This is a genomic window from Bacteroides coprosuis (genome assembly GCF_020741705.1).
Classification (GTDB): Bacteria; Bacteroidota; Bacteroidia; order Bacteroidales; family Bacteroidaceae; genus Bacteroides_E; species Bacteroides_E coprosuis.
Window position 1 is genome coordinate 1 of the sequence record NZ_DYYK01000144.1, and the last position, 26,408, is coordinate 26,408.

Here is a 26,408-nt window from a genome sequence, read left to right on the forward strand (position 1 = left end):
TTCTCTATTACTTTTCAATAATATATAGTTTTCTACATTATCAAACCATACATATTTATTTTTCTCATACTTTTCAGCAAGGGCCATAGCGTCGAATACGTGTCCCATACCTGCATTGTACGAAGCTAGAACAAACTTTATTCGCTCGCTTTTGTCTTTAATTTGTATGAACGACTGTTCTGTGAGTCCAATATATTTTACAGCTCCTTTTATATTTTCATTGACGTCCATTTCTTTCCCTGCCGGTATGCCCATCGCTCTCGCTGTTCGTGGCATTAATTGCATGAGTCCTACTGCTCCTGCCCATGATACAACAGATTTATTAAAGTTAGATTCAGTATAAGCTAAAGAAGCTAGTAATCTCCAATCCCAATCTATACTTTGAGCATGAACTTTAAAATATTGATCGTAGGGAGAAATAATGCCTTTTTCTATTGACTGTATAGGTGAGTGAATGTAACTGTTTTTACTGATTTCAAAATATCTTTTGAGACTCGCTTTGTATTGTGGTGATTGATTGTTGTTTTGATACCAATTGTCTATAGCCTCTTTGAGCTTAGGAGTGTTCTTATTTATTGCCCAAGATGATTTTTGATCAAAACTTATAGATAACTTTATATTTAAGTTGGGATAATAGGTCTTGTTTAATTGTGCTATGGAGTTATCTGCAACAGTGTATTCTATCTTGCCTTCTGCAACTTGAGTTATGAGATCTTCCAACGTGATTGAATCTGTATCTATCTTATGAATAATTAAACCACCACCTAGCTCTTCATTTAGGTTTAGCAATCTATCATAATATTTACCTGGCTGTACATAAATTTCTTTACCTATAAGTTCTGTAACGTCTTTGATAGGTTCTTTCCCTTTTATGTTTTGTTGAATTAATACTTGGTGTGTCTGAACCTCTACCCCACAGTATTCAAGACTGTCTTTTAGGCTTTTAGTAATAGGTAGGTTGTAGGCAATTAAATCAGCCTCTCCCTTTAAAAGCTTTTCAGTTAATTCCGATTCACTATTTGCAACAAGTACCTTTAGGTTTACTCCAAGGGAATTTGCAAATTGCTTACTTAACTCATATTGTAATCCCATATTTTGTCCTCGATATTTAAAATAATCGACAGAGCTATACATCGTTAAAATTTTGAGCTCTCCTTTTTCAATAATATCTGGAAGGTCCAATATCTCTATATCATTCCCCTCGCTAGGTTTGGTTGAGGGTTTGCATGAGGATAAAAAAAATAAGGATAGTATAATAAAAGATAAGGTATAGGTTAAGCGCATATAGTTTGATTTTTACTCTTCAGGCCATGTAAGGTGTTTGGTAATAAACATAGTAAGAATATCTACAGCTATTTGATTACTTCCTCCTTCAGGAACGATTAAGTCGGCATAGCGTTTACAAGGTTCTATAAATTGTAAGTGCATTGGTTTTAATACTTTAGTATATCTTTCCATTACTGCCTCAGCTGTTCTACCTCTTTCAATTACATCTCTTTGGATAACACGAATTAATCTTTCGTCAGGGTCTGCATCAACAAAAACTCTTAAATCCATCATGTCCCTTAATTTTTTATTACTTAAGGCAAGAATTCCTTCAATAATTACTACATTACGGGGCTCAATATGAATCGTTTCTGCTTGGCGAGTACAAGTAAGATAAGAGTAAGTAGGCTGCTCTATGGCTTTACCTTCTTTGAGTATACCAACATGTTTTGCTAAAAGAGACCACTCGAATGCATCAGGATGATCAAAGTTTATGTTCTGTCTTTCAGAAACAGGTACATGACTACTATCTTTATAGTATGAATCTAGGGGTAATAGAACAACTTCACCCGCAGGTAAACTCTCGATTATTTTTCTGACGACAGTTGTTTTACCTGAACCCGTGCCGCCTGCTATTCCTATTATTAACATTTGATAAGTCTTGTATTTAGAAACAAATAAAGTACATTTGTGTTTATTAGAGCAGTTTTCGGGAAACAAATATAATCACATTTAATTAATATATCAACGTTATGGTAAAACACATTGTTTTGTTTAAATTGAAAGAGGATGCTCCTCTTAATGAAAAAAAAGAAGTAATGAATCAATTCAAAAAAGCCATTGAGGCTCTTCCTGCAAAGATTTCTTTTATTAGAAAGGTGGAGGTAGGTCTTAATATAAATGGCGATGAGACATGGGATATAGCCCTATATAGTGAATTTGATTCTTTGGAAGATGTAAAAGCCTATGCTGTACATCCTGAGCATGTTGCTGCTGCTAAACTATTAGCAAATTTAAAAGAGAGCAGAGCATGTGTAGACTATGAGATTTAATATTTATTAATCAAATATCTATAATAATGAAAAAGTTTTTAACCTTAATCCTGTTGTTTACGCTAACCAGCTTTACGTGGGTTAGTGCACAAATGAAAGATCCAGTTCATTTTGAAACTAGTTTTAATAAAATCTCCAATACAGAAGGAGAGCTAGTTTTTATAGCTACTATTGATGCTGGATGGCATGTTTACTCTACTGACTTAGGTAGTACTGGTCCTACTGAAGCTGCTTTTCATTTAGAGAAAAATGCCGGTATAGAATTATTGGGCCAATTAAAAGCCGAAGGTAAAGAAATAGAGCAATTTGATAATGCTTTTCAAGCTGTATTGCGCTATTATGAGAAATCGGTAAAATTCATTCAAAAAGTAAAAATTACAAATCCAGAATATTATATTGAAGGATATTTGGAATATGGAGCTTGTGATGATCAATCTTGTTTACCACCTTCCCAGGTTGATGTTAAATATGGAAATTTAGAGAAAGCAACTGCAGCACAACCTTCTAATTCAGCTGTAGACAACTCTACTCCAGCATCTCCAATACAAGAGTCTAGTGTTGATAACTCGCAAGATGCAGAGGGTGTAAGTCAAGCTGTACCATCTGCTATTCAAGGCAATTCAGGTAGTATTGATTTATGGAAACCTGTAATCAAAGAATTAAATGCATTTAGCGATCACGATAGTGCCAAGGATAGAACTCTCTTTTATATTTTTATTTATGGATTTCTTGGAGGTCTAATTGCTTTACTAACTCCTTGTGTATGGCCTATTATTCCAATGACTGTTAGTTTCTTTTTAAAGAGAAATAAAGATAAGAAGAAGGGAATTAGAGATGCTGTTATTTATGGGATATCTATTATTGTTATTTATCTCACATTAGGTCTCGCTATTACTTTGATTTTTGGTCCAAGTGCATTAAATGCGTTATCTACTAATGCTGTGTTTAATATTTTATTTTTCTTGATGTTGGTTGTTTTTGCAGCATCCTTCTTTGGTGCTTTTGAACTTCGTTTACCATCCAAGTGGAGTACAGCTGTAGATAGTAAAGCCGATCAAACAACAGGCTTATTAAGTATTTTCTTAATGGCTTTTACATTAGCACTAGTTTCTTTCTCTTGTACTGGTCCTATAATTGGTCTGTTACTTGTTGAAGTAAGTACTACGGGTAGTGTAGTTGGACCAGCTGTAGGTATGTTTGCCTTTGCTTTGGCATTAGCCTTACCTTTTACTTTGTTTGCTTTATTCCCTTCTTGGTTAAATACTTTACCAAAGTCGGGAGGGTGGATGAATGTGGTGAAAGTTTCATTAGGTTTTGCGGAGTTAGCTTTAGCTTTGAAATTCCTATCCGTAGCAGACTTGGCGTATGGCTGGAGAATTTTAGATAGAGAGGTATTTATCGCTCTTTGGATTGTGATATTTGCTTTATTTGGAATGTATCTATTGGGTAAATTAAAGTTTGCTCATGATGATGACAACAACAAAGTAGGTGTATCACGATTCTTTATGGCATTAGTACCTTTAGCTTTTGCTGTTTATATGATACCTGGTTTATGGGGCGCTCCATTGAAGGCTATTAGTGCTTTTGCCCCTCCAATGCATACTCAAGATTTTAATCTGTATGATGGTGGTGTTGAGGCTAAATTTGATGATTATAATCAAGGAATGGAGTATGCTCGTCAACAAGGTAAACCTGTTATGCTCGACTTTACGGGATATGGTTGTGTAAACTGTCGTAAAATGGAGTTGGCTGTATGGACTGATCCTACAGTAAATCATTTAATACAAGATGAATATGTTTTGATAACCTTATATGTTGATAATAAAACGAATCTATCAGAACCAATAGAAGTTGTTGAAAACGGTAAGACTAGAAAATTAAGAACGGTAGGAGATAAGTGGAGTTACTTACAGAGGGTTAAGTTTGGCTCAAACTCTCAGCCTTTCTATGTGTTGATTGATAACGATGGCAACCCATTGAATAGCTCTTATGCATATAATGAAGATGTTGATGCTTACGTTAATTTCTTGCAAGTAGGATTGAAAAACTATAAGAAAAACAAGTAATACTATTTAAGATCTGCTAGCAGGTTGATAAATATAGAAGTTAGGAAGAGGCTGTATCTTAAGGTGCAGTCTCTTTTTTTGTTTTGGCTTAAATAGAATTACCTCTGTAGATTTTGGCGAAGTTATGTTGCTATCATAACACCGACAAGTATATACTTTGACACCGACATGTCATCATCATGTCGGTGTCAGAATAAATTTTATTTTCCTAGAAATAGGACTTCATAAGGTGATGAGAAATAAAAAACACAGGGAGAGCTTCTTCAATATGAGGAGTTCTCCCTGTGTCATTTGGTGTAACTATCTATAAAAAGTATGTTGAGATACTTCTATTTCATTCTCACTAAAAAGGTGAGATATATAGTTAATTAAAACGCTAAGCTTTATAAAAAAGGTATTAGGTTAAAATATTAGAGTGAGCTATTGTTTTAATTTATTTTTCGTTACCAAAAAAACGGTTGTAAAGACCTTCGAATGCTTTACCATGACGAGCTTCATCTTTACACATTTCGTGTACTGTATCGTGGATAGCATCTAGATTTAATTGTTTTGCACGTGTAGCAATTCTTTTTTTGTCTGCACAAGCACCTTGTTCTGCATCCATACGTTTTTTAAGATTTGTTTTTGTATCCCAAACAACGTCACCTAGTAGTTCTGCAAACTTAGAAGCGTGTTCAGCTTCTTCCCAAGCAATACGTTTGTAAGCTTCTGCAATTTCAGGGTATCCTTCACGGTCAGCTTGACGGCTCATAGCGATGTACATACCTACTTCAGTACATTCACCCATGAAGTGGCTGTTTAGGTCTTTGATCATTTCTTCATCACAACCTTTTGCTACACCGATAACGTGTTCGTCAGCAAAAGTTAATGCGCCTTCTTGTTCTACTACTTCTTCAAATTTGCTAGCAGGTGCTTTACATAATGGACATTTTTCTGGAGCTGTTTCACCTTCGTGGATGTAACCACAAACAATACATCTAAATTTTTTCATTTTTATTATTTAATTAGTTTCTATTTCTTAGTCACATGGTGTGACTTTAAACATGATTTGCAAATACCCTTATAATAGAAGTGTGTTTCTGTAATCATATTTCCATTGATAAATGAATTATCTTTTAAATTAGGAAGTACATCACTCAAGTCTTCTATCTTTTTACATTCCTTACAGAAAAAATGTGCATGAGGAGAAGTATCAATGTCAAAGCATGAGTTCTTTTCATCTATTGTCAACATTTTTACAGCATTATGTTCTTCAAAGAGTTTAAGTGTATTATATACTGTTGTCTTTGAAAGTGTAGGCATGGCAGGGGATAAAGCTGTGAAAATTTCATCAACGCTAGGATGAGTACGATTCTCTATTAAGTACTTCATGATTGATATGCGTTGCATTGAGGGCTTAATCTCATGTTTTTCTAACCTTTCTAATGCTTCCATAATTGAATTGTTATAAAATTGTAATCATTACAATTTTAAATGCATTGCAAATGTAAAAATAGAATACCTATTAAGCAAATATATCAGATAAAAAATGACATAATAAAATATCGAAATTAATATTTGATTAAATTTGTAGATGACTCTATAAAAATGTAATATTCACGATTGATTTATATAAAGAACAAAAGAATGCCAAATAAAGGATTTATCCGTGTTGCTGCAGCAGTACCAGAGGTCAAAGTTGCAGATTGTATGTATAATGCTAAAGAGATTATTAATATTATCAACGGTGCTAGTGAGAAAGACGTTTCCTTGATTGTTTTTCCAGAGTTGGCACTTACTTCAGCTAGTTGTGGGGATTTGTATGGTAGCGATATCCTTTGTAATAGTGCGCAAGATGCTCTTTTATATGTACTAGATGAAACTTATGAGGCAGAATCTATCAGTATAATAGGTATGCCGTTAAAATATGGCAACTCGATACTAAATGTTGCAGCTGTAGTTCATAAAGGAGCTGTAAGAGCTTTTGTTCCAAAGGTGGGTCAGTCTGAAAATCGTTTCTTTAGTTCAGTAAAAGGCTGTCTTGATTTAGAGATTAGTTTTAATGATGATCTGATACCTCTTACCAATCAATTAAATTTCTCTGGTTTTGATTTTTCTTTTGCTGTTAAATTTGAAAATCAATTGGCAAACTTAAACTCTACCAATACAGATGTGGTGTGCTTCTTGTCTAATAAACCCGAAATTGTGGGTAGAAATAAACAGTTGAAAGGACTCTTGACAGTGAAGTCTGCTTTAAATAATCAAGCCTATATCTATGCAGCACCGGGGTTTGGGGAATCAAGCACAGACGATGTGTTTGCAGGAAATGCTTTTGTGGTAGAGTGTGGCTCTGTACTTGCTGAGAGTGACTTATTCCACTTAAAGTCATCTTATATTTATAATGATATTGATTTAGCAAAAACATCAGTATTTAGTAGCCAGCTGAATGTGCTGGATGAAGATGAGGGTGAAAACGTCTTTTTCCCTATGATGAGTGCTGTTTACGATAGTAATAAAATAGTAAGGCACATAGATCGCTTTCCTTTTTTAGCGCTTGATGAAAATAGAGATATTTACTATAATGAAGCTTTTAATATTCAAGTATTGGGTTTAGTTAAAAGATTAATTCATATCAATTGTAAGAAAGTTATTCTAGGGATTTCAGGAGGATTAGATTCTACTTTAGCTCTACTTGTTTGTCTGAGAGCAATGGATAAGATGGGGTTACCTCATGAAAATATATTAGGCATTACTATGCCCGGATTTGGGACATCAGGTCGAACCTATAAAAATGCTCAAATCCTGATGACAAAGATGGGTATTACATCAAGAGAAATAAGTATAAAAGAAGCTTGTATTCAGCATTTTAAGGATATAAATCATGATATTAATGTGCAAGATGTTACTTATGAAAATAGTCAAGCACGTGAACGTACTCAAATATTGATGGACATTGCCAACAAAGAAAATGCTTTAGTTATTGGTACAGGTGACCTTTCTGAATTAGCTTTAGGATGGGCTACTTATAATGGCGATCACATGTCTATGTATGCAGTGAATGCCTCTGTTCCTAAAACATTGGTGCAAGACTTAGTCAGATGGGCTGCAGAGAAAGAAACAAATGAAGAGTTAAGTAAAACTCTCTTAGATATTTTAGATACTCCTATTAGTCCAGAATTGAAACCTGCATCAGAAGATGATGAAATTAAACAAAAGACAGAAGATTTAGTAGGGCCTTATGAGTTGCATGACTTCTTCTTATACTATACCTTAAAATATCAATATTCACCTTTAACTCTATTTTTGAGAGCTGAAATTGCTTTTGGTGATAAGTATAGTTTTGATGAACTTAAACATTGGATGAAGACATTCTTTAGAAGATTTTTCTCTCAGCAATTTAAGCGCTCTTGTATGCCTGATGGTCCAAATGTAACTGGCTTATCATTAAGTCCAAGAGGTGCTTGGAATATGCCTAGTGATGGTGCTTCCTCTGCTTGGATTCGTGCAATAGAAAGTATTGAAAAAGGGGATTATACTAGCGATAGATGTGGTGGATTTGACAAACATTAAAAATAGATTACTAAAAAAGGCAGGATTCCCTGCCTTTTTTGTTTTATTCTTCTGTCTCACATTCTGTGAAGTAATATTCTTCTCTAGCTTTCTCTTGCGGTACTGTGAAGTAGGTACAAAGAGCTTGTGTACACACTTCTCCGATCTCATTGTAAATTTCTGCTTCTATGAATAGTACATGGCGTTTTTCTTGCTTTAATCTAGCTTTTATAGTTATATGATCTACTAAAGTGCTGATTGGCTTTAAGTACTTAGTTTCCATTTTAAAGGTAACACCTGTCGTCTGTTTTTTTCTGATAACTACCCAAGCACAAATTTCATCTAATAAAACAGCTTGAATTCCACCATGCAGCGTATTTAACTCTATTATTAGTGTGCCTTTGAATTGTCTATAGTCGCTTGAATTCCACCATGCAGCGTATTTAACCAACCTTGATACTCTGCTCTAGGTTTCCACAAGCTCACAATATCATCGCCATCTTCAAAGAATTCCATTTTTACTCCTGTTGGATTATTGGGTGCACACCCAAAACAGTTGTATTCTTTTAATCCTTCCCATGGATTTGTTAGTTTTTTCATACGCTTATTTTTTATCTTACTTTAATTTGACAATGTGATAAATCATCAATAATAGCCAATGATTCTACTCTTACACCTCTTTCTTCTAGTTTCTTACGTCCTTCTTGAAACGATTTTTCAATGATAAAACCCATTCCAACTAAATTTGCTCCAGATTTTTCAATCAAGTCTATAATACCTAAGGCAGCATTACCATACGCTAGGAAATCGTCAACAAAGAGAACATTGTCATTAGGAGTAAGATAGTCCTTACTTATAATGATGTCATACTCCCTATCTTTAGTGAAAGAGTGAACTTTAGTAGTAAGAATATTTTCAATGGTTTTTGGAGATTTCTTTTTTGCAAATACTACAGGTAAGTCCATTAGATAACCAGTCATAATTGCTGGAGCAATACCACTCGCTTCTATAGTCATTATTTTATTAACATTTGTAGCTGCAAATTTTCGTACGAATTCTACGCCAATAGATTTCATTAGAACTGGATCCATTTGGTGATTAATAAAACTATCCACTTTTAAAATACCACCTTCAAAACATTTACCGTCTTGTAAAATTCTCTTCTTAAGTAAGTCCATTAGTTATCTCCTTATTTATAAATTTTTCGTTGGTTTAATGCTCTCCAATATTTACGTGCATTAACCATATGATCATTTAAGTTTGTTGCAAAATTATGTTTTCCTGAGAAGTCTTCTTTTGCACACATATATAAATAGTTGTGTTTGCTGTAATTCAATACACTTTCAAGTCCTTGTATAGAGGCAAATCGGATTGGTCCAGGGGGCAATCCCGTATGAATATATGTATTATAGGGTGAATCTACCTCCAAGTCTTTATTTGTAATACGCTTTATAGCAAAATCTTGTAAGGCAAACTTTATAGTTGGGTCGGCTTGCAAAGGCATACCTCTTTTTAATCTGTTCATGTAAAGACCAGCAACCATTGGTTTCTCGTCATTCGCATTGGTTTCTTCTTCCACAATAGAGGCTAGTGTCGCTACTTCAATCGCAGATAACCCTATTTCTTGAGCTAGTTTTGTACGTTCCTCATTCCAAAAACGCAAATGTTCCTTTCCCATTCTTTTGAAGAAATCTTCAACTTCTATATTCCAATATACTTCGTATGTATTGGGGATAAAAAGTGCAGGAAGTGTTTCTTTAGTATAGCCAAGACTATCTAGAAACTGAATATCATCGAAATAGTGTTGTATCTCAAATGATTCTATCATAAGCTGATCTCCTACTTTTTGCGCTAATTGGTCAAGCGTTCTTACGTTGTTGATAACAAGTTTAGTCGGAGTTTGGTTTCCTCGAAATAGCTTTAAAAAGAGAGAATAACTTGTATCCTGATTGGTTATAGTATATTTTCCCGTGTGTATTTGTTTAGGATACTTTTTGTATGTACTGAGTAGTTTAAAGCCATAAGGAATGGGCTTTTGTAAGCTTTCTTGCAGATGAATATATACTGAATCCATATTATCATCTCTATTGATATAGAAAGTAGTTGATTCAAGTTTGATGTTGATTGGCTTTAAGAACATGAAATAGACCGTGGTAAATAGGGTACATCCAAGCACTAGTAGGATAAGTAGAAGAGATGCAAATACCTTTTTCCTTTTATTTAGAATTGCCATAAGGATTATTTCAAAAAATTATTGTTGCAAATATACTAAGAACTATCTGAATAGCTTGAAGCTTGAGAAATTAAAAAACACTTACAGAGGTGCATACATCTCTATAATAATCTTGTGATTATTAAGAATGCTTAAAATCTAGTTTTAAGTAAGCGTAGTAAAGTTTGAATCTCTCTTTTAAATGAATTGAATATAACTCGTTTTTATGAGGGTGTTTTAGGCTTTTCTTGAGTAGTTATCAATAACTAATACCTCTTAGTTAAACTAGCTTAGGTACAATCAAATCAATTTTGTTTTGAAAAATTAACAAAAAGGTATTGGTAACATTTTAAATAGGGTTGTATTATATTAAAACCAATATTGATTTAAGGGCAATTTTATTGATAAAATACTTATTAATAAAGGCTCTGTCGTAATCCTTTTAATTTATATATGATGAAAAATGCATTGTTCTTTTTCCTTTTTTTATGGGGCTCTATCCTATGTGATTTTAGCGTACAGGCTAAAGACCTTATAAAAGTTCACGAAACTCAGATTCCTATTCTTATTGAAAGAGTTGATAATGTTTTGTATATGCTTCGAGTAGAAGCTGATTCTGCTAAAAAGCTCGATGCCATATCTGTTTGCCTAGATGAGAATGTAGATCTTTCTCAAATCGAATCGTTAAAATTATATTACTCGGGTACAGAAGCTCTGCAAGATGTGAAATTAAATAGAATGCAACCTGTGGAATATGTTTCTGCTCATGATAGAGGAAATACACTAAAGGCAAATCCATCATATTCTATTTTAGTAGATAAGCAGCATGTTGATAAAAGGAAAATACTTCTTAAGGCGAATAAAAAGCTTTTCCCTGGTGTTAATTTCTTTTGGATTAGTGTACAAATGAAAGAGAATGCTTCTGTGTTGACTCAGTTTTCTTCTAAAATAGACTTTATAACATTAGATAAGCAGAATGTAGATTTTAAGATGAAATCAAATTCAGCGATAGTACATCGTGTAGGAGTGGGTGTTCGTAAAGCAGGAGATGACTCAGTTGCAGCATATCGTATTCCTGGTTTAGTGACTACTAATAAAGGTACACTGCTAGGTGTTTATGATGTACGCTATAATAATAGTGTAGATTTGCAAGAACATGTAGATGTAGGCTTAAGTAGAAGTGAAGATGGAGGACAAACTTGGGAAAAAATGCGTTTACCCCTAGCCTTTAATGAATATGAGGGATTGCCTAAAGCTCAAAATGGTGTGGGAGATCCGTCCATTCTTGTGGATACAAAAACAAATACCTCTTGGGTTATTGCTGCTTGGACTCATGGAATGGGCAACCAAAGAGCTTGGTTTAGTTCTCAACAGGGGATGGATATTAATAGAACTGCTCAATTGGTTTTGTCTAAGAGTACCGATGATGGTAAAACGTGGTCTGAACCGATTAATATAACTCATCAAGTAAAAGATCCTTCTTGGTTCTTTTTATTACAAGGTCCAGGTAGAGGAATAACTATGGAAGATGGAACTTTGGTTTTTCCTATCCAATATATAGACTCTACTCGTATTCCGAATGCAGGTATTATGTATAGTAAAGATGGAGGTAATCATTGGGCTATTCATAATCATGCTCGAACAAATACTACTGAGGCTCAAGTAGTAGAAGTAGAACCAGGTGTTTTGATGTTAAATATGAGAGATAATAGAGGTGGAAGTAGAGCTGTTTATACAACTACCGATTTAGGTAAAACATGGAAAGAGCATGAGTCCTCTCGTACAGCTTTGCGTGAACCTGTTTGTATGGCAAGTCTAATAGCTGTAAAGGCCGAAGATAATTGCTTAAACAAAGATCTATTGTTCTTTTCGAATCCTAATACGACTGAAGGTAGAGATCATATTACTATAAAAATGAGCCTAGATGGAGGCTACACATGGAAAGAATCTAATCAGATTCTGGTAGACGAGGGTCATAGCTGGGGGTATTCTTGCTTAACTATGATTGATAAGGAAACTGTGGGAATCTTCTATGAGAGCAGTGTGGCTCATATGACTTTTCAAGCAATAAAATTGTCTGATTTCTTAGAATAAGAAAGAGTTATTAATATAGGTATAGCGTTTTGAACGCTTCATTATCTTAATTTGAATTTAAGCAGGATATGAAAGAAAAGGTATATGCTTTTATTAGTACCTTTGGTGATGAAAATTTAAAAACAAAGTAATGATTTTATCAACTTTAGAAAATAGTGCTCGCATTGAGAGCTTACATCCTCTTTTTAAAATTGCATTCAATTATATAAAGACTCAAGATCTGTTAAATACTGATTTAGGAAGAATTGAGCTGGATGGAGATAATCTATTTATCAATAACTCAGAAGTAGATGGGCTTCGAAAGGAAGATCAAATTTTAGAAGTTCATCAAAAGTATATTGATATTCATGTCCTTTTAAGTGGTGAGGAAACAGTGGGGTGGTTGCCTACATCAGAACTTCAGACTCTAAAGACCTCGTATCAAGACGATAAAGATTATGCTTTTTATAGTGACAAACCTGCTACATATGTGACAATGCGACCTGGTGATTTTTTAATTGTTTATCCAGAAGATGCTCATGCCCCCATTATTAGCAGTGGAAAAATAAGAAAAGCAATAGTAAAAGTAAAGTTGTAAGATAGAGTATATACATACTTAATAGCCTAGAAGCAATCTATTTTCTTCTAGGCTATTTTTTTGTTTTATAGATTGTTGATAATTACTAAAAGTTAAAAGTTTATTCTTACTCCGATGACTTATTCCTAATATAAGTTGTACTTTTGTAGCCAATTATGGGAAGAATTTTAGCAATAGACTACGGACGTAAAAGAACAGGTATCGCTGTAACAGACCCTATGCAGATTATCGCGAATGGCTTAACCACAGTTCGTACACACGATTTGATGGATTTTCTAACAGATTATACTCAAAAGGAAAGTGTGGAGAAAATTATAATAGGATTGCCTAAACAGATGGATAATACTCCATCTGAAAGCATGAAATATATTGAACCGTTTGTGCGCAATTTCCAAAAGAAGTTCCCCGACATGCCTCTTGAGTATGTTGACGAGAGATTTACCTCCGTTATTGCACAACGTACTATAATTGAAGCTGGTTTAAAAAAGAAAGATCGTCAAAACAAAGCTTTAGTAGATGAAGTTAGTGCTACTATAATTCTTCAAACTTATTTGGAAAATAAACGTTTATTTTAAAAGTAATTAGAAAGTTAGATATATGATATTACCAATTTATGTATATGGTCAGCCTGTATTAAGAGAGGTTGCAAAAGATATTACACCCGAATACCCTAATTTAAAGGAGCTGATTCAAAATATGTTTGAAACAATGGAACATGCCGATGGTATTGGCCTTGCTGCTCCACAAATTGGCTTATCTATTCGTTTGGTTGTAATGGATCTAGATGTATTATCCGAAGATTTTCCTGAATTAAAAGGATTTCGCAAGGTCTTTATTAACCCTTATATTGAGGAAGTGGATGGGGATGATATAACTATGGGTGAGGGTTGTTTAAGTTTACCAGGTATTGGAGAAGATGTAACACGCCCTGATGTTGTTTACGTTACTTATCAAGATGAGAATTTTGAAAAACATACAGAAAAAGTAGAAGGCTATTTAGCTAGAGTGATGCAGCATGAGTTTGATCATTTGGACGGAATTATGTTTATTGATCATATCTCTCCACTCAGAAAGCAAATGATTCGTAGCAAACTGAACAAAATGGTTAAAGGAACTGCTCGAACTCACTACAAAATCAAAAGTGTAAAAGCGAAATAAGTAGAAAGCCTATCTCGATGATAGGCTTTTTTTATATAAATCAAGTTCTATTCTGCTATCTAGATAAAAAAGGACTATAACTTATGCCTTAAACTTCATCATTAGTATGAATTTATAACACCGACATGAGGACAGCTTAACACCGACATGATGATACTATGACACCGACATGTCATTCTCATAACCCTGATGATTTCTTCTTAAACCTAGAACTAAACACGCATGATTTCTGTGTTTCTATGCAAGTAGAGCCTTTTTTTGTGTATAAAAGACATGAGGTAGAAAGTGAAAGATTTTGCGACTAGTGAAATGAGTATTTTATGAGATAATTAAGTTCTTTCACTACAATGAACTAAAAATAATATAATTGTATTAAAGCTTTGTGATAATCATTCCTCAATAGATAGCAAGATTTATTACATTTGTTGTTAATCCTTTTATCAAGTAGTAAACTGTTATTATGAAAAGAAAGTTTTTGACCATATTACTCTTACTGCCAACATTACTATTTGGCCAAATCAATACCGATAGGGTAATGATTATAGGTCGTAATGCGTTATATTTTGAAGACTATATTCTCTCTATACAATACTTTAATCAAGTAATTAATGCAAAACCCTATTTGCATTTACCTTATTTCTTTCGTTCCCTCGCTAAATTAAATCTAGATGATTTCAAAGGAGCTGAAGATGATTGCTCTAAAGTGTTGATGAGAAATCCTTTTTTTGTAGCAGGGTATCAAGTTCGAGGTCTTGCTCGTGTTCAACAAGGTAAATATAAAGAAGCCATTGAAGACTATTATGAAGCTTTAAAATATGATCCTGAAGATGTGCCTGTTTGGAATAACTTAGCACTTTGTTATATAAACGAAGAAAATTATGAAAAAGCGAAAGAATCCTTACAAGAACTAAGTCGTATTTCTCCTAAATATACACCAGCTTATTTAATGAAAGGAGATGTAGCATTAAGAGAGAAAGACACAGTGTCAGCAATGGGGTATTTAGACGAAGCTATTGCTCTTGATAAATATGACGCTAATACGTGGGGCGCTAGAGCGATGCTCTACTTGATGCAAGAAAAATATCCTGAGGCAGAAAAAGATTTAGATGAGGCTACTTATCTGAGTGGACAAGATCCTATGCATTATATTAATAGAGCTTTAGCTCGCTTTCATCAAAATAATTTGAGAGGAGCAATGAGTGATTATGATTTAGCCCTAGATATTGATCCTCAAAATTTTATAGGTCATTATAATAGAGGGCTACTTCGTGCTAGAGTGGGAGATTATAATAGAGCCTTAGAAGACTTTGATTTTGTACTAAATATAGACCCAGATAACCTTATGGCTACATTTAATAGAGGGTTATTGCGTTCTCGAACAGGTGATTTCTCTGGTGCTGAAGCAGATTATACTAAGGTAATCGATGTTTATCCCGCGTTCTATGCCGGTTATCACTATAGAGCTGAAGCACGTAAGATGCTAGGTGATGCAAAAGGTTATGAACAAGATGAGTTAACAATGCTGAAAATGCAGATGGAAAAACCAACAGCTGGTCAAAATCAAAAATCCAAGAGTGATGAAACGCGTAAGCGTTCTGATAAAAATATGGAGAACTACAAAAAACTAGTAGTCGCTGATAAGGATGATATCAGTAGAAATTATAAGAGCGAATATCGAGGTAGAATTCAAAATAAGAAAGTTCAAGTTAAATCTGAACCCTATTTCACTTTATCTTATTATGAAAAATCAAATGAAGTAAGACAGATTATTCACTATCATAAGTTTATGGATGAACTGAATAATAAACACATCTTACCTTATCCTTTAGTAATAACGAATAGAGAGAAGCCTCTGTCACAAGAGGAAGCTGACAAACATTTTGCCTTGGTTGATGTTCATACAGCAGGTATGGCTAAGCAGCCTAATAGTGTAGAATATCGTTTTGCTAGAGGATTAGATTTCTTTTTGGTGCAAGATATTGATAATGCTATTGATGATTTCAGTGCTGCGATTCAAATAGATAAGACTTTTTATCCAGCTTATTTTATGCGCTCATTAGCTAAAATTAAGCAATTGGATTATGAAAGAGCAGAAAGTGGGCAAGATATAAGTAAAGACAAATCAACAGTTATTGATTATGAATTAGTACTCAATGATCTATCTACGGTTATAAAACTGGCACCCGATTTTGTTTATGCTTATTACAATAGAGCTCATTTGTACTTTGAGCTAAAAGACTTCCCAGCTGCATTAAGTGATTATACTGAAGCTATCAAAATTAACCCAGAATTTGCTGAAGCTTATTTTAATAGAGGTATTATTCATATCTTCTTAGGAAATAATAAAGATGGCGTTTCCGATCTAAGTAAAGCAGGAGAATTAGGAATTGCTGCTTCTTATAACATAATCAAGCGGTTTAGAGATGCTAAATAGTGCTTTTTTTGTAAAAAAGCACCGTTATTAGAATAGAATTAATTAATTTTGTCGACTATATATTATAGTAACAGGTAATAAAATAATATGATGATTAAGATTACATTCCCCGATGACTCTATTCGTGAATATGAAAAGGGTGTAACTGGTCTGCAGATAGCAGAAAGTATCAGTCCTCGTTTGGCCAAAGAAGTGCTAGCATGTGGAGTGAATGGAGAAACGTATGACTTAACTCGTCCAATTGAAGAAGACGCAAAAGTTGTACTTTACAAATGGGAAGATGAAGAAGGAAAGCATGCTTTTTGGCATACAAGTGCTCACCTTCTAGCTGAAGCTTTACAAGCTTTATACCCCGGTATACAATTTGGAATAGGTCCTGCAATCGAACAAGGATTCTATTATGACGTAGATCCAGGAACGGCAACGATCAAAGAATCAGATTTACCTACCATTGAAGCTAAAATGCAAGAATTTGCTTCAATGAAAGAACCTTTAGTTCGTAAAAGTATCTCAAAAGCAGATGCTCTAAAATATTTCGCAGATAGAGATGAAACTTATAAATGTGAACTTATTAGCGAACTAGAAGATGGTCATATTACAACCTACACACAAGGTGGTTTTACTGACTTATGTAGAGGTCCTCACTTGCCTTCTACCGCACCCATCAAAGCTATAAAGTTAACAACTGTAGCAGGTGCATATTGGAGAGGTCAAGAGGATAAGAAGATGTTAACTCGTATTTACGGTATCACATTCCCTAAGAAGAAACTTCTTACAGAATACCTAGAAATGATGGAAGAGGCTAAAAAGCGTGATCATCGTAAGATAGGTAAAGAAATGGAACTGTTTATGTTCTCTGAAACTGTAGGTAAGGGTCTGCCTATGTGGTTACCAAAAGGTACTGCTCTACGTTTACGTCTGGAAGACTTCCTAAAGAAAATTCAAAAAGAATTTGGTTACGAACAAGTAATCACTCCACATATCGGTAATAAATTACTTTACGTTACTTCTGGTCACTATGCAAAATATGGTAAGGATTCATTCCAACCTATTCATACTCCAGAAGAAGGTGAAGAGTATTTATTGAAACCAATGAACTGCCCTCATCATTGTGAGATTTATAAATGGACTCCTCGTTCATACAGAGAACTTCCATTACGTCTTGCTGAATTTGGTACAGTATATCGTTACGAGCAAAGTGGAGAATTACATGGTCTAACTCGTGTTCGTGGATTTACCCAAGATGATGCTCACATTTTCTGTCGTCCAGATCAAGTGAAAGAAGAATTCTTGAGTGTAATGGATATCATCTTCATTATTTTTAAAGCTCTTAACTTTGAAAACTTTGAGGCACAAATCTCTCTAAGAGATCCTGTCAATCGCGAAAAGTATATTGGTAGCGATGAAAACTGGGAAAAAGCTGAAAATGCAATTGTTGAGGCTTGTAAAGAAAAAGGTCTTAAGGCGAAAATTGAATATGGTGAAGCTGCATTCTATGGTCCTAAATTAGACTTTATGGTTCGTGATGCACTAGGTCGTAAATGGCAATTGGGTACTATTCAGGTAGATTACAACTTGCCAGAAAGATTCAATCTAGAATATACTGGTGCTGATAACTTAAAGCATAGACCAGTTATGATTCACCGTGCTCCATTTGGATCTATGGAACGATTTGTAGCTGTTCTTATAGAGCATACTGCAGGTAAATTCCCATTGTGGCTAACTCCAGATCAGGTTGCTATTCTTCCTATTAGTGAACGTTTCAATGACTACGCACACGAAGTGAAAAAATATCTTGATAAAAATGATATTCGCGCAAGTGTAGATGATAGAAACGAAAAAATTGGTAGAAAGATTCGTGATAATGAAGTGAAACGTATTCCTTACATGCTTATTGTAGGTGAGAAAGAAGCTGAAAATCGTGAAGTTTCTGTACGTAAGCAGGGCGAAGGAGATCAAGGTGTTATCAAGCTTGAAGATTTTGCTAAAAAATTGAACGAAGAAGTTCAAAATATGATAAATAAGTGGTAACTTTGCAAACGAATAGAAAGCATAACATTAAAACAATGTTCTAAAGTAAGCTTTCTATAGAAAATAGAATTAATAATTTGGGCATAATAAACAAGAAACAGAACAGAGGCAGACGTTTTTATATGAAGAAAGATAGTTTAAAAGATCAATATCGAATTAATGGGCAAATTCGTGTTAGAGAAGTTCGTGTCGTTGGAGACGATATCGAGCCCCAAGTCTATCCGATAGATCAGGCTTTAAAAATGGCAGAAGACCGCGGTTTGGATCTTGTGGAGATTTCCCCAAAAGCTAAACCTCCTGTTTGTCGAATTACCGATTTTTCTAAGTTTATTTATCAACTTAAGAAAAGACAAAAAGAACAAAAGGCAAAACAAGCTAAAGTTAATGTTAAAGAAATCCGTTTTGGTCCACAAACTGATGATCACGACTACAACTTTAAATTAAAACATGCTATCAGCTTTTTAGAAGATGGCGATAAGGTGAAAGCTTTCGTATTCTTCAGAGGTCGTTCAATTGTTTTTAAAGAACAAGGAGAAGTTTTATTACTTCGTTTTGCAAATGATTTAGAAGAATATGCTAAAGTAGACCAACTTCCTGTATTAGAAGGTAAGCGTATGATTCTTCTTCTATCACCAAAGAAAAAATAAGCAATTAGCTATATAAAAAAACTATGCGTAACGCAGGTATAGTGCGTTACCATGTTTTATTAATAATTTTAAATTCAAACAACAAATGCCAAAGATGAAAACTAATTCCGGTGCAAAAAAGAGATTTACTCTTACCGGAACAGGGAAAATCAAAAGAAAGCATGCTTATCATAGTCACATCTTGACTAAGAAAAGTAAAAAGCGCAAAGAGAGATTAGTTAAGACTGGTTTGGTTCATCCTAATGATGAAAAACAAATTTTAGAACTTTTAGCTTTAAAATAAGTAACAAAATCTCAATTTAATTACTAACCGAGTGTTTAGCAAAAAAGTCCGAAAAATAGTTGCGGCGCTAACATTCAAAAGATTAATAAACTATGCCAAGATCAGTAAATCATGTTGCTTCTAGAGCAAGAAGAAAGAGAGTCCTTAAGCAAACCAAAGGTTACTTTGGAGCTAGAAAAAATGTGTGGACAGTAGCAAAAAATGCATGGGAAAAAGGTTTAACTTATGCATACCGTGACCGTAAGAGCAAAAAGAGAAACTTCCGTGCTCTTTGGATTCAACGTATCAACGCTGCTGCACGTTTAGAAGGAATGACTTACTCAAGATTAATGGGTGGTCTAAAGAAAGCTGGTATTGAAATTAACCGTAAAGTCCTTGCTGACTTAGCAGTTAATCATCCAGAAGCTTTCAAAGCAATCGTAGCGAAGGCTAAAGCTTAAATTTTAAGCAATAGATAAAATAATAAAGGCGTTCTAATCAATTAGTTCGCCTTTGTTTTTATCAAAATATTCTAAGGGGATACGAACAAAATGGATTTATCCCTTGTTTATATAGTAGAAAGCAGTTATATTTGCTGTATAACAAAGATAGTTATTGGCCGCATTGATCGACTGGGTAACTCATCAAGTAATTAAGAAAACCGAGACACGCTTCCGTATTTAATGGCGGGCCACAACCTTCGGGTATTCGTATTACGGATCAGTGGATTACAAAGAGTTCGGGGCACTCAAATCATGTCAATCGGAGTTTCATCGCATCAATCAGTGCGGCTTCCCATAATAGAAAAAGGAGATACAAATGTATCTCCTTTCTGTTTTTTATGCTATTAGCTGTTTTTTAATCAAAAACTTCTTGATCTTCGTTTATCACCATTCCCTTATACTCCTCGACTAGTCCCGATTCCACAATAGAATAAGCTTCGTTTAGAGCGCTTTTAATATCTTTAGGCGTTTGACCTTGATGGGGGATGGGTTTGTGTATGGTGAGTGACATTCTATGCCATTTCGGGAGAAAGCCTGTCCTAGGTAGTACATTAAAAGACCCATTGATGGTGAGAGGTACAATATCTAACTTTAAATCGCTAGCAAGTTGAAAAGCTCCTCTTTTAAAGTATCCCATGTGCCCAGTAAATGTACGTGCTCCTTCAGGGAACACAACAAGAGACACTCCATGTACTAGTATTTCTCCAGCTTCAGCGATGGTTCTTTTTATCTTTTTAGGTCCTGAACGATCTACAAAGATGTGTCCAGCACTTTCACAAGCTTTACCTACTAATGGAATATGGCGAAGACTCTTTTTCATCATCCATCTAAAGTTTCTATGAATGTAGCCATAGATAAGAAATATATCGAATGCCCCTTGATGATTGGCTACAAAGACGTATGATCTATTTTTATCTAGATTTTCTCTTCCTGTCACTTTTACAGGAAGAAGTAATATGCTACATATAAATTTAGCCCAATACTTCCCAGGAATATAGCCCCAATACTTTGCGTTGCCTACTACTGAGCCAAAAGTAGTAGTTAAAGCTGTAATAATTGTAGCTAAGAGTAATAATGGTATCGCAATTAAAATCACATAGCAGATATATATTATACGCATATTATATAGGTTTGTTGTTATAACAAATGTAAATAAAAAAATATTGTTTTGTACCAATTAATATGTAACTTTAAAGAAACAATGCTCCTATGATATCTATATTACACACGGCAGACTGGCACTTAGGTCAGACATTCTTTAGCTATGATCGGGTTAAAGAACATACTCATTTTTTAGACTGGTTGAAGCAAACTATTTTAAAAGAAGATATTGATGTACTCCTTGTCTCTGGAGATATATTTGATGTGTCGAATCCTTCTGCCCAAGCTCAAAATCAATTCTATAGATTTATTCAAGAGATAACAACTTTGAAAAATAATATTCAGATTGTTGTGACTGCTGGAAATCATGATTCAGCTTCTCGATTAGAAGCACCTTTACCTTTAGTACAAGATAAAAACACTTTCATAAAAGGTCTTGTACCTAAAGTAAATTCGGAAATTGATTATGATCAGTTGATTATACCTTTATATAACCAACAAAAAGAAATTGAGGGTTTCTGTCTTGCCGTTCCTTTTCTTCGTCAGGGTGATTATCCTAAGGTCGATTCGGAAAATCCTCATGCAGCAGGTATACAAGAGCTTTACATGCAACTAATACAAAGAGTGAATGAGAAAAGGAGAGAAGATCAATCTGTAGTGGCAATGGGGCATTTGCAAGCGATTGGGTCGGATATAGCTAAGAATGATTATAGTGAAAAGTTAATAATAGGGGGATTGGAATCTGTATCTCCTAACTTATTTAAAGATATCAATTATACAGCTCTTGGACATATACACAAAGCACAGAAGTTGGCAGGATGTGAGCATATTAGATATTCAGGAAGTCCGCTACCTATGTCTTTTGCTGAAAAATATTACAAGCATGGTGTTGTTAAAGTAGTCCTCGATAAAGGGAAAACAGTCTCAATAGATAAGATAGAATACTCTCCTTTGGTAAAGCTGATCAGTATTCCTGATAAAGGGGCGGCGCTACCTCAAGACGTGCTAGATAGTTTAAGTAATTTACCTATAGCGAGAGATGGTGATGATACATCTCTATATCCTTATCTTGAAGTGAGAGTTTTGTTAGAAGAACCCGAACCGATGCTAGTTCAAAAGATAAGTGTAGCTCTTGAAGATAAAGCTGTACGTCTTACTCGCATACCCAATGAATACCGTACTAAGAATGTTATAACACAAGAATATGATTCTTTAGATGGATTGCAGTCACTTGAACCTATAGATCTTGCTAAAAAAGTTTTTTTAGATACTTATAAGGTAGATATGTCTGATTCGTTATTAGAATTATTCCAAGAAGTGTACTATAAAATAGAGGAAGAAGAAAAATGAAAATAACTCGAATTGAATTGTGTAATTTAGCCTCGATTGAGGGTGAAGCTGTTATTGATTTTGAAAAAGAACCTCTATTGTCCGCAGGAATCTTTGCTATTTCTGGACCAACGGGTTCAGGCAAATCCACCATCTTAGATGCTCTATGTTTAGCTCTCTATGATAAGATTCCTAGATTTGAGATATCTGCAGGAACAACCAAAGTGAGTGATGGGGGTGATTCTGAAATTAGTCAAAATGATGTGAGGAATATCTTACGAAGAGGGATGGCAAATGGTTATGCTGAAGTAGACTTTATCGGTATTAATGAAATTAGATATCGATCAAGGTGGACAGTGAAGCGTTCTTATAATAAACCAGATGGTAAATTACAAGCACAAACTCTTGTTGTTTATGATTTAACTAATGGTGTTGAACTACAAGGCACTAAAACAGAATTGCTGCAGAAGTTATCGCAAGCAATAGGTTTGAGTTATGAACAGTTTACAAGAACGGTTTTATTAGCTCAGAATGATTTTGCCACATTCTTAAAATCAAATGAAAAAGATAAAGCCGAGCTACTAGAGAAACTTACCGGTACAGAAATTTATTCTAAAATATCTCAATTAATTTATGCTCGAAATAAGGAAGAGCAAGGTCTTATCAAGAAAATTGAGACACAGATGGAAGTAGTACAAATACTGCCACCAGAAAAAGTAGAGAGCATTCAAACTAGATATGAGGGGGTAAAGCAGGAATCTATTAAGTTAAGAGACCAATTGCAAACTTGTACAAAACGAGATGAAGCCTTCAAGAAAAAATTTGATATAGAAAAGAGCATTGCTCAAACTAGGGATAAAATCAAGGAAAATAATAAGAAGAAAGAGAGTAGTCTTCTTCGAAAGGAAGAATCAAAAAAACAGAAAGAAGTATTTGAGAATGATTGGGAATTGCTAGAACCTCAGATTGAACTAGCTATTTCTCTAGATACTAAAATTAGTACAAAAAAGGAACAACTTACTACTCTTCGTCACAGATTTGATTCAAGTTCTAAAGAGCTAGAGTCTAAGCAGCGCAGAGATAAGATAGTAACAGACCGATTAAATAATTCGATAAGTGCTTTAAAGAATCTCTATGAAGAGCTTCGAATACCTGAAAGTGTAGGAAAGAAAGTTGCAGATGTTATTGGGTATCTTCAAGCTCAAGTACATAACTATACTCTTAAACAAGCTGAATATAATAAAGAATTACAATCTTTAAAGATTGAAAAAGTCTATGACAAACAAAAAGAGATCAATTTGTCTAAAGTCAATCTTAATAAACTAAGTAGTGATTTTCGTGAGTTTAATAGAGTCTTAAAAGAGCGTGAAACTCTAGAAAAAGAATTGGAAACCCTTACTAAAACCAAAAAATCTAAAGACGAAGAATTGACAAACTATGCTCAATCGTTAGAGAAAACTCAAATTCAATTTAATCATTCTGCAGATTTATATAGAAAATCTCAAATTAGGGTAAGTAATAATGTGATAAGTTTACGAGAACTTTTAGAGCCAGGTAAGGAGTGTCCTGTATGTGGTAGTACCCAGCATTTCTTCCATACAGCTACTATTAAAAGTGATTTCAGTGTGTTAGAGCAATCTTATAAAGAACTAACTACAAAAGTAAATATTCTACAGACGAAGAAAGTAGGGGTTGAAAAAGAATTAGATCATCTAGCTAAAGATTTAGCTAAAGTGAAAAAAGATCTAGCGGATAAAAAGGATCATTTAGAAGCCTTACAAAGTCTGTATGAAAAGAGTGTTTTTAGTGAGGCATATATAGAAAAACAGACTGAGGAATTGAGTATTGCAGAAAGTAAGATAAACTCTGTGATTTTGAATTACAATAAAGTAATTGAAGAGAGAGATAAAATTATCCAAGCAAAGGAGCAAATTTATAAAGATCAATCTCGATTAAATGATAGTTTTAATGCATATAAAGAAGCAAAATCGGAGAGCACTTTAGCAAAAAAAGAAGTTGAGGCGTCGAGTAAATTACTGACTGAAATAAAAGAAGAATTAGATAAAGAACAAGCTATTTTATCTTCTCAAACGAAAGAAAGGAAATCTCTATTAAGAGGTAAAACTGTTGAGGAAATTAAGAGAGATTATAAAGCTAAAACAGAAAAATTTAAAGTTGTTTTTGAAGCATTTCAGAAAGAAGAATCTGATTTACTTACTGAAAGAGCTACAATAGAAGGACAATTATTAGAGTTGGATCAAAATCTACTTGCGTATAAGTCCCAGTTAAAAGATATATCAGAAAAAGAGAATAGTGCTACTCTTAAAGAGCTAAGCAATCAGATAGAATTGATTGATAAAGAATTAAACAATTGTTATCATTTACTTCAGCAAGATAAGGAGAATAGAAAAAAGTTTGATGTACTGTTGAAGCAGAAAGAGAAACAACTAGTTATTGCAGAAGAATGGGGTAGATTAAATACTTTGTTAGGAAGCTCTGATGGGGCTAAATTTAAAGTAATTGCTCAAAGTTATACGCTGAAAATATTATTACTTCATGCCAATAAGCATCTATCTTATTTAGCTCGAAGATATCGCTTAGAACAAGTAGGAGATAGTTTGTCTTTACAAGTTATTGATTGTGATATGTGTGATGAAGTACGAACTGTACTTTCTTTGTCGGGGGGTGAGTCCTTTTTAATTTCTTTGGCTTTAGCATTAGGTTTATCTTCTTTGTCAAGCAATAATTTGAAGGTAGAGTCTCTTTTTATAGATGAAGGTTTTGGTTCACTAGATGCTGACAGCCTACGTACGGCAATGGATGCTCTTGAACAATTACAAATGCAAGGTCGTAAAATAGGCGTAATATCTCACGTTCAAGAAATGAGTGAGAGAATAGCGATTCAAATAAGGTTGGAAAAAGAAGCTAGTGGCAAAAGTAAAATAATGATTAATTAATAGACTTGTGTTTTAATGTGATTATGGTGATTTCGGGCCATGCCCCTAAACGGAAAGGTATTCCTATTTCTCCAGCTCCTATATTAACATATAAAGCCCTGTTTCCATAATAATATGCCCCAGACCATTCTTTATATTTAAGAGAGGCTAGTGAGCGATGAAATAATTCAAGTTGCATGGCATGTGTATGACCAGCAAGCATGATATCTATATTGCTCTCTGGCAGTACCTCCCTTTTCCAGTGGGTTGGATTATGACTTAGTAAAATTTGAAAATAGTTATCAGTTCCTTTCATTGCTTTTTGTAGATCTGCAAATTGAGAGAAAGGAGGTTCTCCATCATTTTCAACTCCGATAAGGGCTATACTATCTTTATCTCTTTGGAGGAATGTATGTTCATTATTGAGGAGTTTCCATCCCATCTTTCGCTGAATATCTTGTAGCACTAGTAAGTTGTTGACTTCTTCGCTTGAGTCTCTCCAATATCTATAATAGCTACCATAGTCATGATTCCCTAAAATAGAATAAACACCATCGGGGCTGTTTAACTCTGATAGAATAACATCAAAGCCTTTTAATTCTACTGCTCTCTGATTTACTAAATCTCCTGTAAATACTATTACATCAGTATTTTGGTGATTTACTAAGGAGACAAATCTTTTTAATGCAGCTTTATTTCCTATCCATCCTCCCATGTGAAGGTCTGAAATCTGTGCTATTTTATAGTTATCAAAAGCTTGTGGAATGTGTGGCGACTCATAAACAAATTGTTTTACTTCAAATTGATTTCTTCCTATAAATATGCCATAGATAAGTCCACCTTCTACTATAAAAGAAAGTATAGCAGCTACTATAAGTAAGGGTCTAGTTAATCCTTTATAAAAATAATGGAAGGGTAAACTAATAAGTAGTATGATGCTTAATATAAACCGAGGAATTACAAGTCCAAAGTAAAGCATCACTAGCCACCCCATGATAACATCGTTATCATTTAAGAGTTTACCACTAGCTATAAAAGTGAGATAGACTAAACCTAGTGTAATGAAAAGAGGTGGAAGCCAAAAGTAACGTTTCAGTAGTTTACGTGCATTCTTTATATTTAGTCTAGAATAAATAAAGACAGATGGTAATACAGCAACGAGCGTAAAAACTAAAAAAATCTTGATTAATAGCATATAATATAATGCTTGAA

At 34.1% G+C, this 26,408-nt stretch carries 22 protein-coding genes and 1 pseudogene; 14 read left to right on the top strand and 9 right to left on the bottom strand.

The genetic code is table 11. The features are described from left to right. Positions 1-1,284: transglycosylase SLT domain-containing protein (locus tag K8V80_RS08715; protein ID WP_276777091.1), on the bottom strand; the 1,284-nt coding region annotated here is incomplete at its 3' end. Positions 1,285-1,296: 12 nt separating this feature from the next. After that, positions 1,297-1,917 carry a uridine kinase gene (gene udk, locus K8V80_RS08720; protein WP_040310115.1) on the bottom strand — a complete coding sequence of 207 codons (621 nt, stop codon included), beginning with the start codon at positions 1,915-1,917 and terminating at the stop codon, positions 1,297-1,299. A 101-nt stretch (positions 1,918-2,018) separates the two neighbouring features. Here udk and K8V80_RS08725 point away from each other — a divergent pair, with 101 nt between their 5' ends. Then, positions 2,019-2,318 (top strand): Dabb family protein, encoded by a 300-nt coding sequence (locus tag K8V80_RS08725; RefSeq protein ID WP_006744182.1) that lies wholly within the window; start codon positions 2,019-2,021, stop codon positions 2,316-2,318. Between the two features lie 26 nt (positions 2,319-2,344). After that, the gene (locus K8V80_RS08730) at positions 2,345-4,384 is read left to right on the top strand and encodes a protein-disulfide reductase DsbD family protein (RefSeq protein WP_276777095.1); all 2,040 of its coding nucleotides are present in this window, start codon (positions 2,345-2,347) and stop codon (positions 4,382-4,384) included. 433 nt (positions 4,385-4,817) lie between these two features. On the opposite strand, the gene K8V80_RS08735 is transcribed toward K8V80_RS08730, so the two are convergent. Beyond that, positions 4,818-5,375 carry an NADH peroxidase gene (locus K8V80_RS08735; protein WP_006744184.1) on the bottom strand — a complete coding sequence of 186 codons (558 nt, stop codon included), beginning with the start codon at positions 5,373-5,375 and terminating at the stop codon, positions 4,818-4,820. Between the two features lie 20 nt (positions 5,376-5,395). Beyond that, complete coding sequence (locus tag K8V80_RS08740; protein WP_006744185.1) at positions 5,396-5,818, bottom strand: Fur family transcriptional regulator; 423 nt, start codon at positions 5,816-5,818, stop codon at positions 5,396-5,398. A gap of 192 nt (positions 5,819-6,010) precedes the next feature. On the opposite strand from K8V80_RS08740, the gene K8V80_RS08745 reads away from it, so the two are divergent. Then, positions 6,011-7,933 (top strand): NAD(+) synthase, encoded by a 1,923-nt coding sequence (locus tag K8V80_RS08745; protein ID WP_276777100.1) that lies wholly within the window; start codon positions 6,011-6,013, stop codon positions 7,931-7,933. 43 nt (positions 7,934-7,976) lie between these two features. Here the strand turns inward: K8V80_RS08745 and K8V80_RS08750 are convergent. The 3 genes and pseudogenes from K8V80_RS08750 to mltG all read right to left on the bottom strand — a co-directional run bounded on the left by K8V80_RS08750 (position 7,977) and on the right by mltG (position 10,139). Then, positions 7,977-8,512, bottom strand: a pseudogene (locus K8V80_RS08750) (PaaI family thioesterase). 11 nt (positions 8,513-8,523) lie between these two features. Beyond that, on the bottom strand, positions 8,524-9,090 hold the full coding sequence (gene xpt, locus K8V80_RS08755) for a xanthine phosphoribosyltransferase (RefSeq protein WP_006744188.1): 567 nt from the start codon (positions 9,088-9,090) through the stop codon (positions 8,524-8,526). An 11-nt stretch (positions 9,091-9,101) separates the two neighbouring features. Then, positions 9,102-10,139: an endolytic transglycosylase MltG gene (mltG, locus tag K8V80_RS08760; protein WP_423773073.1), complete on the bottom strand. Its 1,038-nt coding sequence runs from the start codon at positions 10,137-10,139 to the stop codon at positions 9,102-9,104. Between the two features lie 438 nt (positions 10,140-10,577). On the opposite strand from mltG, the gene K8V80_RS08765 reads away from it, so the two are divergent. The 9 genes from K8V80_RS08765 (at position 10,578) to rplT (ending at position 19,788) form a co-directional block, all read left to right on the top strand. Further along, positions 10,578-12,218, top strand: a complete 1,641-nt coding sequence (locus K8V80_RS08765) for a BNR-repeat neuraminidase N-terminal domain-containing protein (protein ID WP_423773072.1) — start codon at positions 10,578-10,580, stop codon at positions 12,216-12,218. Positions 12,219-12,348: 130 nt separating this feature from the next. After that, positions 12,349-12,795 carry a YhcH/YjgK/YiaL family protein gene (locus K8V80_RS08770; RefSeq protein WP_006744191.1) on the top strand — a complete coding sequence of 149 codons (447 nt, stop codon included), beginning with the start codon at positions 12,349-12,351 and terminating at the stop codon, positions 12,793-12,795. A 155-nt stretch (positions 12,796-12,950) separates the two neighbouring features. Beyond that, the gene (ruvX, locus tag K8V80_RS08775; RefSeq protein WP_006744192.1) at positions 12,951-13,370 is read left to right on the top strand and encodes a Holliday junction resolvase RuvX; all 420 of its coding nucleotides are present in this window, start codon (positions 12,951-12,953) and stop codon (positions 13,368-13,370) included. A 22-nt stretch (positions 13,371-13,392) separates the two neighbouring features. Continuing rightward, positions 13,393-13,953: a peptide deformylase gene (gene def / locus K8V80_RS08780; RefSeq protein WP_006744193.1), complete on the top strand. Its 561-nt coding sequence runs from the start codon at positions 13,393-13,395 to the stop codon at positions 13,951-13,953. Positions 13,954-14,413: 460 nt separating this feature from the next. After that, positions 14,414-16,387: a tetratricopeptide repeat protein gene (locus K8V80_RS08785; protein WP_006744194.1), complete on the top strand. Its 1,974-nt coding sequence runs from the start codon at positions 14,414-14,416 to the stop codon at positions 16,385-16,387. 90 nt (positions 16,388-16,477) lie between these two features. Beyond that, complete coding sequence (gene thrS / locus K8V80_RS08790; RefSeq protein WP_040310296.1) at positions 16,478-18,418, top strand: threonine--tRNA ligase; 1,941 nt, start codon at positions 16,478-16,480, stop codon at positions 18,416-18,418. A 122-nt stretch (positions 18,419-18,540) separates the two neighbouring features. Then, positions 18,541-19,065, top strand: coding sequence for a translation initiation factor IF-3 (gene infC / locus K8V80_RS08795; RefSeq protein ID WP_050807868.1), 525 nt, complete (start codon positions 18,541-18,543; stop codon positions 19,063-19,065). Positions 19,066-19,150: 85 nt separating this feature from the next. Further along, a complete protein-coding gene (gene rpmI, locus K8V80_RS08800) occupies positions 19,151-19,348 on the top strand; it encodes a 50S ribosomal protein L35 (protein ID WP_006744197.1) in 198 nt (65 codons plus the stop codon). A 92-nt stretch (positions 19,349-19,440) separates the two neighbouring features. Beyond that, on the top strand, positions 19,441-19,788 hold the full coding sequence (gene rplT / locus K8V80_RS08805) for a 50S ribosomal protein L20 (RefSeq protein ID WP_006744198.1): 348 nt from the start codon (positions 19,441-19,443) through the stop codon (positions 19,786-19,788). Positions 19,789-20,185: 397 nt separating this feature from the next. On the opposite strand, the gene K8V80_RS08810 is transcribed toward rplT, so the two are convergent. After that, entirely contained in the window at positions 20,186-20,950 is a 765-nt protein-coding gene (locus K8V80_RS08810; RefSeq protein WP_276777113.1) for a lysophospholipid acyltransferase family protein, read from the bottom strand. An 89-nt stretch (positions 20,951-21,039) separates the two neighbouring features. Between K8V80_RS08810 and K8V80_RS08815 the strand changes: the two genes are divergently transcribed. Continuing rightward, positions 21,040-22,281 (top strand): exonuclease SbcCD subunit D, encoded by a 1,242-nt coding sequence (locus K8V80_RS08815; RefSeq protein ID WP_276777116.1) that lies wholly within the window; start codon positions 21,040-21,042, stop codon positions 22,279-22,281. Beyond that, a complete protein-coding gene (locus K8V80_RS08820) occupies positions 22,278-25,217 on the top strand; it encodes an AAA family ATPase (RefSeq protein WP_276777120.1) in 2,940 nt (979 codons plus the stop codon). The genes K8V80_RS08815 and K8V80_RS08820 overlap by 4 nt, the downstream gene beginning before the upstream one ends. On the opposite strand, the gene K8V80_RS08825 is transcribed toward K8V80_RS08820, so the two are convergent. Beyond that, positions 25,210-26,391 (bottom strand): metallophosphoesterase, encoded by a 1,182-nt coding sequence (locus K8V80_RS08825; protein ID WP_276777122.1) that lies wholly within the window; start codon positions 26,389-26,391, stop codon positions 25,210-25,212. The two genes, K8V80_RS08820 and K8V80_RS08825, sit on opposite strands and share 8 nt — an antisense overlap. Positions 26,392-26,408: the final 17 nt, after the last annotated feature.

Coding starts and splice junctions, on each gene's coding strand:
- K8V80_RS08725 (WP_006744182.1), top strand. CDS start 2,019: ATGGTAAAACACATTGTTTTGTTTAAATTGAAAGAGGATGCTCCTCTT.
- infC (WP_050807868.1), top strand. CDS start 18,541: ATGAAGAAAGATAGTTTAAAAGATCAATATCGAATTAATGGGCAAATT.
- K8V80_RS08770 (WP_006744191.1), top strand. CDS start 12,349: ATGATTTTATCAACTTTAGAAAATAGTGCTCGCATTGAGAGCTTACAT.
- ruvX (WP_006744192.1), top strand. CDS start 12,951: ATGGGAAGAATTTTAGCAATAGACTACGGACGTAAAAGAACAGGTATC.
- udk (WP_040310115.1), bottom strand. CDS start 1,917: ATGTTAATAATAGGAATAGCAGGCGGCACGGGTTCAGGTAAAACAACT.
- K8V80_RS08815 (WP_276777116.1), top strand. CDS start 21,040: ATGATATCTATATTACACACGGCAGACTGGCACTTAGGTCAGACATTC.
- K8V80_RS08730 (WP_276777095.1), top strand. CDS start 2,345: ATGAAAAAGTTTTTAACCTTAATCCTGTTGTTTACGCTAACCAGCTTT.
- thrS (WP_040310296.1), top strand. CDS start 16,478: ATGATTAAGATTACATTCCCCGATGACTCTATTCGTGAATATGAAAAG.
- K8V80_RS08810 (WP_276777113.1), bottom strand. CDS start 20,950: ATGCGTATAATATATATCTGCTATGTGATTTTAATTGCGATACCATTA.
- rplT (WP_006744198.1), top strand. CDS start 19,441: ATGCCAAGATCAGTAAATCATGTTGCTTCTAGAGCAAGAAGAAAGAGA.
- K8V80_RS08745 (WP_276777100.1), top strand. CDS start 6,011: ATGCCAAATAAAGGATTTATCCGTGTTGCTGCAGCAGTACCAGAGGTC.
- rpmI (WP_006744197.1), top strand. CDS start 19,151: ATGCCAAAGATGAAAACTAATTCCGGTGCAAAAAAGAGATTTACTCTT.
- def (WP_006744193.1), top strand. CDS start 13,393: ATGATATTACCAATTTATGTATATGGTCAGCCTGTATTAAGAGAGGTT.
- K8V80_RS08765 (WP_423773072.1), top strand. CDS start 10,578: ATGATGAAAAATGCATTGTTCTTTTTCCTTTTTTTATGGGGCTCTATC.
- K8V80_RS08825 (WP_276777122.1), bottom strand. CDS start 26,391: ATGCTATTAATCAAGATTTTTTTAGTTTTTACGCTCGTTGCTGTATTA.
- K8V80_RS08820 (WP_276777120.1), top strand. CDS start 22,278: ATGAAAATAACTCGAATTGAATTGTGTAATTTAGCCTCGATTGAGGGT.
- xpt (WP_006744188.1), bottom strand. CDS start 9,090: ATGGACTTACTTAAGAAGAGAATTTTACAAGACGGTAAATGTTTTGAA.
- K8V80_RS08740 (WP_006744185.1), bottom strand. CDS start 5,818: ATGGAAGCATTAGAAAGGTTAGAAAAACATGAGATTAAGCCCTCAATG.
- K8V80_RS08785 (WP_006744194.1), top strand. CDS start 14,414: ATGAAAAGAAAGTTTTTGACCATATTACTCTTACTGCCAACATTACTA.
- K8V80_RS08735 (WP_006744184.1), bottom strand. CDS start 5,375: ATGAAAAAATTTAGATGTATTGTTTGTGGTTACATCCACGAAGGTGAA.